We start from the raw sequence: 6,872 nt of genomic DNA, 5'->3' as shown, positions 1-6,872 counted from the left end.
ACCTCGCCGGGCAAGACCGTGGAGGGGGCCCTGGGCGGGCTGATCTGCTCGATGCTGCTCGGGGCTCTGTTTGGGGTGCTGCTGGGCTGGAACTGGGGCTGGGCGATTGGTGCCCTGCTCGGGGCGACGGTCACGGTCTTTGCCTTGGTGGGGGACCTGACGGAATCGATGATGAAGCGCGATGCCGGCGTCAAGGATTCGGGCGATTTCCTGCCCGGCCATGGCGGCATCCTCGATCGCATCGATAGCTATCTGTTCATCCCGGCGGTGTTTTTCACCGTGGTGACCTTCCTGGCCTAGGGGCTGACCGTCGCTCTGCCGCTGACCAGCAGCCGGCCGGACTGCAGCTCCGCCCGTTCGATGGTGATGTTGGGGTCTCCGGGCAGGGCATAGCGCTGGGGGCCGTCGCTCTGCTGCAGGACAACGCAGCCAGCCTCCGCCCGCGGCTGGGTCGCCATCTCCCGGCCCTGGGCGCGCACCAGCAGCTGGTCGCCTGCGATCGTCAACTCCTGCAGCGGCGTCAGCCCCAGTAGCGCCTCGCTGATCTGATCGCCAAGGCCGCGCCAATGGGCGCTGCTAAACGAGCGGCTCAGGCCAGGGCCACTGAATTCGGCGCTGCCCGTCACGCTGAAGGATTGATCCAGCTGCAGGGACTGCCCCTTCATGAGCCGGCCGATCTGGACGCTGATCGCGCCGCTGCGCAGCTCCACCCGCTCGATCTCAAGGGCACTGAAGATCGCCTTGCGGGCCACCAGGCTGACCCCCTCGAGGCGTCCCCGCAGCAGGGCCAGGGTGGAGCCGTGCAGCTGGAGCTCGAGCTGATCGACGGACTCGCATTGCTGGCGAATCCAGAACTGCAGACCACTGGCCAGCAGCTGCAGAACGGGATCAGCCATGCCAGGTGCGCACCACGGTGTCGGGCTGATCGATGTGGGGCAGATGCCCGCAATCGCTCAGCTCGGTGATGCGCTCTCCTAACAGAACTGCGGCGTCGGCCTTGGCTTTGCCCTGCAGGATCCGGTCATTGGCGCCCCAGAGCACCTGCAGTCTCTGCTGCGGCAGCGGCAACCCGCAGCCCCCGAAGCCACCACTGCCGGCAAAGGCCGCCAGGGCGGGGGCCCAGTTGGGGCAGCGCAGATGGATCGAGGCGATCTCCAGCTCGGCGGGCCCGACATCACGGTCGGGTTGGGCAAAGGCACTGCGGCAGAGCCCGCGCCGAATCGCCGGCAGGGCCAAAAAGCGAGCGCCCAGTTGGTTGAGCAGGGGCGGGACCGGCATGGGTTTTCCCGTCAGCCCCGCTGGGGCAAGCAGCAGCAAGCGATCGATCTGATCCGGGCGCCGGCGGGCCAATTCCACGGCCGCCGATCCGCCCATGGAGGCACCAATCAGGCCGACCCGCTGGGCGCCACTGCGCTCGAGGACCGCATCGAGCACGGCTTCCAGATGGCGCAGCACCCCCGCAGGGCTGTAGTCGCCCCCCTGGGGCCTGGGGCAGAAGCCAAAGCCGTAGAGGTCGGGGATAAACAGCTGGGCGTGGCCTGAGAGCAGCGGGCTGAGCCGCCGAAACTCCAGATGGGAGCTGTCAAAGCCATGCAGCAGCAGCACCGGCGCTCCAGAGCCCAGGACCGCCACGGGCCAGGGTTCACGGGTTTGGTCGCAGGCGCTCGGCAGGTCCCACCACTGCACCGCCCGTGCGATGGCCTGTCCTTTGGGATCCAGCAGGGTTTTGGCGGCGCGCTCCAGCAGCTGCCGCTGATCCAGGTGCTCAGGCATCCACGCTGCTCAGGGCGGCGGTGGTGCTGACCAGGGCCGCCAGGACATCGGCTGGACCGACGCTGAAGGGCAGGTGATGGAGATCTGAGCCGGGCCTGCAGGCAAACTCCGCCACCTCCTGGAGCTCCGCGAGGCTGGCCTGGGCGAGCCCGAGGTCTTTCAGGCTGACGGGCAGCGCGAGTCGTTGGAAGAAGGGCAGCAGTTGCCGCCTGGCCTGGGCCGCCAGCTGGCTACCGCCGACGCTTTCCTCCAGGCGCAGTTGCACCAGGATTCCAAAGCCCACCTTCTCCCCGTGGAGTTGGCCGTGGCTGGCCTCCAGTTGGGTCAGGCCGTTGTGGACCGCATGGGCGGCGACGGTGCGGCAGCGGGCGCCGCCAATTCCTCCGATCAGGCCGGCCGTCAGGCCGCTGGCTTCCGCCACGCGCACCCAGGCCTCGCCGCCGACCTCCCCGAGGGCCTGCTCGGCCTCCAGCAGCAGTTGATCCCGCAGCACCCGGGCCTGTTGCACGGCCTGTTGCACTAGGCCATCGCGGCTGGCGCCGCTGCTGACGGAGGCCTCGTACCACTTGGCCATGGCATCGGCGATGCCGCTGGCCAGGGTGCGATTGGGGGCTGAGGCCACCAATCCGTGGTCAAAGACCAGCAGCTCCGGGCAGTGCTCCAGGGCGACATCACCTTGGAAGGCCCCTTGGGGGCTGTAGAGATTGGCCAGCGCCGTCCAGCCCGCGCAGGTGGCGGCACTGGTGGGCACGGTGATGCAGGGGAGCCCCAGGCGGTGGGCCAGCAACTTGCCGGCATCGAGCACCTTGCCGCCGCCGCAGGCCACGACCCCATCACAGCCCTGGGATTGGCTCAGCTCCGCGAGACGGCTGAGGTCCTCTTCGCAGCAGTCGAACTCAAGCTCCGCGCTGAGCACCCGTAGGCCTTGCGTCTTGAGATCGGCTTGGAGCCCGAGCCGCAGTTCCCGGGTGGCCGCGCTGCGGCCGAGCAGCAGCGGTGCTTGGTTCAGGCCCGCGATCAGCGGCAGCGCTTCAGTCCAGGCTCCCTCGCCGCGCAGCACGTTGGCAGGTGCGATGGCGTGTTGCTGAACGGCGGAGACAGCCATGGACCGGATTCCAGAAATCCACTCTAAAAGTGGGACATGGGTCACCACGACCACCACCATCACGCTGGGGCGTTTCGCTGGAGCGTGCTGCTGAATGCCTTCCTGACGGGAGCGCAGTTGGCGATCGGCTTTGGCTTTGGCTCCCTCGCCTTGATCGGCGATGCGATCCACAACCTGGGGGATGTGGTGGGCCTGCTCTTGGCTTGGGGCGCTGAGCGCTTGAGCTTGAAGCCCCCCCGCGGTCGCTTCACCTATGGCTTTGGCCGCAGCACCCACCTGGCGGCCTTGATCAATGGCCTGCTGGTGTTTGCAGCGGGCCTGCTGGTGGTGGTGGAAGGCCTGGACCGGCTGCAGCAGCCCGAGCCCCTGGTGGCTGGGCCCGTGGCCGTTGCTGCCGCTGCAGGGATTGCGATCAATTTGCTGTCCGCCCGGTTGTTTGGGGCGCATGACCATCTCGATCTCAATCGCCGGGCGGCGGTGCTGCATCTGCTGAGCGATGCCGCGGTCTCAGCGGCTGTGTTGCTCAGCGCGATCCTGGTGGCGCTGACCGGCCGCACGGAGCTGGATGCGATCACGGCCATTGCGGTCGGCGCGGCGGTGATGGTCAGTGCCTATGGGCTGCTGAAGCAAGCCCTGGCGGCGAGCCTTGATGCGGTCCCGGAGGGGCACGATCTGCAGTCCATTGAGGCGGCCTTGCGGGAGCTGCCGGGGGTGTTGCGCGTGAGCGAACTCCATGTCTGGGGCCTGGGTGGCCGCCGGGTGGCGCTGACGGCCCATTTGCAGGTGCAGAGCGAGCCATCGGTTGATCTGCTCCGCCTTGGCGAGGAGCGCCTACGCCAGCTGGGCATCGACCACAGCACCCTGCAGATTGAGCCCCAGTCCTGAGGGCCATTCGGTTTTCCCCTACCCATTTCGCCCCTGGCCCATCAGATTGGAAGCAGGTCGACTCGGAGGGGGATGGCAAGACGCAGCTGGAGGCGGCGCCTGGGCAATGCCCTGATCCGTTGGGGCCAAGCCCTGAAACCAGCGCCGCCGGCGCGCCCGGTTCCGACGCCGCAGAAGCGCTCGGCCGTCAGTCAGATGCCAGGCCTGCGCTCGCCCCTGACGATCGATAAGGCAGTTCGCAACAGGGACCTGAGTGTTCTCAAGCGGGAGGCCAGCGATGCGCTGGCGGCCCTGGGGGCGGCCCATGCGGTGGTGAGCTCAGCGCGGCTGGCTCAGATCCAGACCATCCGCTCGGAGGTGGATCGCGGCACGGTGGAGCAGGACGCCTTAATCGAGGTCGCAGGCGACTACCAGGCCTGGCAGAACGATCAGGTGCGTCTGTTTGATGCCCTGGCGTTGGTGCTGGGGATCACGGTTCCAGAGGGCTCTGCTTTCGATCAGATCGATGAGGAGATGACGGCAGCGGCCACTGAGCACCTCAATGCCCTGACGGCGGAATACCAGCGTCGACTGCTGAGCGACCAATTTGAAACGGAGCCCCAGGAGGGCTGATTGGCAGCCTTTTTGATCTAGGTCTGCTGTTTTTTCATCGACAGAGCCGGAACACCCGCTGTATTGGGGAGTGGCATTCGGGGTCCCTTCCCTTGACCATTCGGATCGGCATCAATGGTTTTGGTCGGATTGGCCGCCTGGCCTTCCGCCGCGCGATGGCCACTCCCGGGGTTGAGGTGGCGGGCATCAATGACTTGATTGATGTCGATTACCTGGCCTATCTGCTGCGCTACGACTCCACCCATGGCCGCTTCAAAGGCGAGGTCAAGGTGGAGAACGGTCAGCTGGTGGTCGATGGGAACGCCATCCGGATTACGGCTGAGCGGGATCCAAGCAACCTCAAGTGGGATGCCATTGGAGTCGACACGGTCCTCGAGAGCACGGGCTTTTTCCTGACGGATCCCCTGGCACGCACCCACATCGAGGCCGGGGCCAAGCGGGTGGTGATGAGCGCCCCCTCCAAGGACGAGACCCCGATGTTCGTGATGGGGGTGAACCACAGCAGTTACGCCGGCCAGGACATCGTCTCCAACGCCAGCTGCACGACCAACTGCCTGGCGCCCTTGGCCAAGGTGGTCCACGACAACTTCGGCATTGTCAGTGGCTTGATGAGCACGGTCCACGCCACGACGGCCACGCAGAAGCCTGTGGATAGCCCGTCCCTGAAGGACTGGCGCGGTGGCCGCGGGGCCGGCCAGAGCATCATTCCCAGCTCCACAGGCGCCGCGAAGGCTGTGGGCCGGGTGATTCCAGAGCTGAACGGCAAACTCACGGGCATGGCCTTCCGGGTCCCGACCCCGGATGTCTCCGTGGTCGACCTCACGGTGAATCTGGCCAGGCCCGCCAGCTATGAGCAGGTCAAGGCGGCGATGAGGGCCGCCTCTCAAGGGGAGTTGAAGGGAATCCTGGGTTACACCGAAGACCAGGTGGTCTCCAATGATTTCCTGGGTGAGAGCTGCACCTCCGTCTTCGATGCCGGCGCTGGAATGGCCCTGAGCGACACCTTTATGAAACTGGTGTCCTGGTACGACAACGAGTGGGCCTACAGCTGCAAGTGCATTGACCTGATCACTCACATGGCTGCGGTGAGCTGAAACCAGAGCGGCAGGCTGAGGGCAGCGGCCCCACTGCTCCAGAGCACCAGTCGGGCGGCGGGAAGGGTTTCCTTGCCGCCTCTGTTTTGGGCGTCGGCGGCTTCAGCGAGCAGGAGCACGGACATCGCCGTCGGTGCAGCGGCCTGGAGGACCAGCGCCTGTCGCATCAGTTCCGGCAGCTGCAGCAGTCCGCTCAGCAGCCACATCAAGGCGGGGAGCAGCAGCAGCTTGATCACCAGGGCGCCGGTCAGTGAGGGCCTCTCGCCCTTGTCCGCCTGATCAATCCGCTGGAGCACCAGCCCCAGTCGCATCCCCACCAGAAGCAGCAGCATCCAGAGCACAATTCGGGCGGGCAGCCAGAGCCATTGCCCCAGGAGGGGCCCCCAGGGGGTGAGTCCGAGGGGGAGGGCCAGGAGCAGGGCCTGAACGACGGGTGTCTTCAGCAGGGTCATCGCCGTGGCTGAGCTTTTCCCTGGCGACAGCAGCAGCGGACCGGCACTCCAGGTGATGAGGGTGCCGATGAGGTCATAGATGACGCTGAAGCCCAGGGCCTCACTGGGCAGTAGGGCAATGGCGACGGGAAGCCCGAAGTAGCCGGTGTTGCCCACCATCGCCCCCAGTTGCAGGCTGCGGGTGGGCAGCAGGCCAGGAGCCTGGCTGCAGAGGAGCAGGCCGCCAAAGGTCAGGCCGGCAATAAGCCCCGCCATTGGGATCGCGCTGAGGGGCAGGCCTCCTTTTAAGAGCAGTCCCGTGAGGCTGAGGGGCATGCCCCAGCGCAAGAGCGGTGGTGCCAGGCGGCTGGGGAGAGTTGGGAAACGCCGGCCCAGCCAGAACCCACCGAGGAGGCAGGGAGCGAGTTCCAGAACGAGGCGAAGCATGGCTGCAGCCTGGCAGCTTGCTCTTGGGCCTGGGCAGAGCTAACGAGGGGGTAGCCGTTGGAGGGGGAGCTGTGGAGGACAGACCGATCACACCCCATGCGGTCCCGATTTTTGATGCCGACGGCAACCTCACCTATGTGGGGGATGACGGTCGCCGCTATGTCGTTGGCCCCCTGCCGGAAACCGACGAGGCCAACGTCGATCGGGTGATGGAGCGCCTGCGGGAGGGACAGGCCCTGTTCTCCCAGATCGAGCAACTCTCAGGGCAGTGGCTGGATCACGTCAGCGGCTCTGACCTGGCCCGTCATTCGGCCCTGGCCCTGCTGCTGACGACCCTGGAGACCTTCCTGAGTGACCCGGAGTCCGACGAGGACATCTGAGGCCTCCCAGGGAACGCGGACCTGTAGCGAAGGCGACAGCGGCTCTGGTATGTTTGTGGGCCGCTCAGCGATCGCGAGATCACGAGCGGCGAACCGAAAGCCGAGGGAACTCGGTGATGTAAGTTCAACAAGCGGTCGCGAGGCC

Annotated in this window: 9 protein-coding genes; 5 read left to right on the top strand and 4 right to left on the bottom strand. The window is 66.4% G+C overall.

From position 1 onward, the window contains the following. Positions 1 to 300, top strand: a 300-nt coding sequence (locus QZ184_RS08910; RefSeq protein WP_296419167.1) for a phosphatidate cytidylyltransferase, incomplete at its 5' end; no start/stop codon positions are given. On the opposite strand, the gene QZ184_RS08905 is transcribed toward QZ184_RS08910, so the two are convergent. The 3 genes from QZ184_RS08905 to QZ184_RS08895 are packed head-to-tail and all read right to left on the bottom strand — an operon-like array spanning position 297 to position 2,878. Next, positions 297 to 896 (bottom strand): DUF2993 domain-containing protein, encoded by a 600-nt coding sequence (locus tag QZ184_RS08905; protein WP_296419165.1) that lies wholly within the window; start codon positions 894 to 896, stop codon positions 297 to 299. The two genes, QZ184_RS08910 and QZ184_RS08905, sit on opposite strands and share 4 nt — an antisense overlap. Next, complete coding sequence (locus tag QZ184_RS08900) at positions 889 to 1,773, bottom strand: alpha/beta hydrolase (RefSeq protein WP_296419163.1); 885 nt, start codon at positions 1,771 to 1,773, stop codon at positions 889 to 891. The genes QZ184_RS08905 and QZ184_RS08900 overlap by 8 nt, the downstream gene beginning before the upstream one ends. After that, complete coding sequence (locus QZ184_RS08895; protein ID WP_296419161.1) at positions 1,766 to 2,878, bottom strand: iron-containing alcohol dehydrogenase family protein; 1,113 nt, start codon at positions 2,876 to 2,878, stop codon at positions 1,766 to 1,768. Before QZ184_RS08895 ends, QZ184_RS08900 begins: the two co-directional genes overlap by 8 nt. Positions 2,879 to 2,914: 36 nt before the next feature. On the opposite strand from QZ184_RS08895, the gene QZ184_RS08890 reads away from it, so the two are divergent. From QZ184_RS08890 to gap, 3 genes are all read left to right on the top strand, one after another. Next, entirely contained in the window at positions 2,915 to 3,763 is an 849-nt protein-coding gene (locus tag QZ184_RS08890; protein WP_296419159.1) for a cation diffusion facilitator family transporter, read from the top strand. A 72-nt stretch (positions 3,764 to 3,835) separates the two neighbouring features. Continuing rightward, positions 3,836 to 4,375, top strand: a complete 540-nt coding sequence (locus tag QZ184_RS08885; RefSeq protein WP_010317866.1) for a hypothetical protein — start codon at positions 3,836 to 3,838, stop codon at positions 4,373 to 4,375. A gap of 92 nt (positions 4,376 to 4,467) precedes the next feature. Beyond that, positions 4,468 to 5,469 carry a type I glyceraldehyde-3-phosphate dehydrogenase gene (gene gap, locus QZ184_RS08880; protein WP_296419157.1) on the top strand — a complete coding sequence of 334 codons (1,002 nt, stop codon included), beginning with the start codon at positions 4,468 to 4,470 and terminating at the stop codon, positions 5,467 to 5,469. Here gap and QZ184_RS08875 read toward each other — a convergent pair. Next, entirely contained in the window at positions 5,448 to 6,347 is a 900-nt protein-coding gene (locus QZ184_RS08875) for an AEC family transporter (protein ID WP_296419155.1), read from the bottom strand. The genes gap and QZ184_RS08875 overlap by 22 nt on opposite strands. A 71-nt stretch (positions 6,348 to 6,418) precedes the next feature. Here QZ184_RS08875 and QZ184_RS08870 point away from each other — a divergent pair, with 71 nt between their 5' ends. Then, the gene (locus tag QZ184_RS08870; protein WP_296419153.1) at positions 6,419 to 6,727 is read left to right on the top strand and encodes a hypothetical protein; all 309 of its coding nucleotides are present in this window, start codon (positions 6,419 to 6,421) and stop codon (positions 6,725 to 6,727) included. Positions 6,728 to 6,872 lie beyond the last annotated feature (145 nt).

Origin of the sequence: Vulcanococcus sp. DEBay_Sum22DG08_74 (genome assembly GCF_017852955.1) — a bacterium.
Classification (GTDB): domain Bacteria; phylum Cyanobacteriota; class Cyanobacteriia; order PCC-6307; family Cyanobiaceae; genus Vulcanococcus.
The sequence above is the reverse complement of the archived record's forward strand: the minus strand, read 5'-3'. Positions and strand labels throughout refer to the sequence as shown.

What these genes read in the sequence shown, in the direction of transcription:
- QZ184_RS08905 (WP_296419165.1), bottom strand. Translation starts at nt 896, where the DNA reads ATGGCTGATCCCGTTCTGCAGCTGCTGGCCAGTGGTCTGCAGTTCTGG.
- QZ184_RS08900 (WP_296419163.1), bottom strand. Translation starts at nt 1,773, where the DNA reads ATGCCTGAGCACCTGGATCAGCGGCAGCTGCTGGAGCGCGCCGCCAAA.
- QZ184_RS08895 (WP_296419161.1), bottom strand. Translation starts at nt 2,878, where the DNA reads ATGGCTGTCTCCGCCGTTCAGCAACACGCCATCGCACCTGCCAACGTG.
- QZ184_RS08890 (WP_296419159.1), top strand. Translation starts at nt 2,915, where the DNA reads ATGGGTCACCACGACCACCACCATCACGCTGGGGCGTTTCGCTGGAGC.
- QZ184_RS08885 (WP_010317866.1), top strand. Translation starts at nt 3,836, where the DNA reads ATGGCAAGACGCAGCTGGAGGCGGCGCCTGGGCAATGCCCTGATCCGT.
- QZ184_RS08875 (WP_296419155.1), bottom strand. Translation starts at nt 6,347, where the DNA reads ATGCTTCGCCTCGTTCTGGAACTCGCTCCCTGCCTCCTCGGTGGGTTC.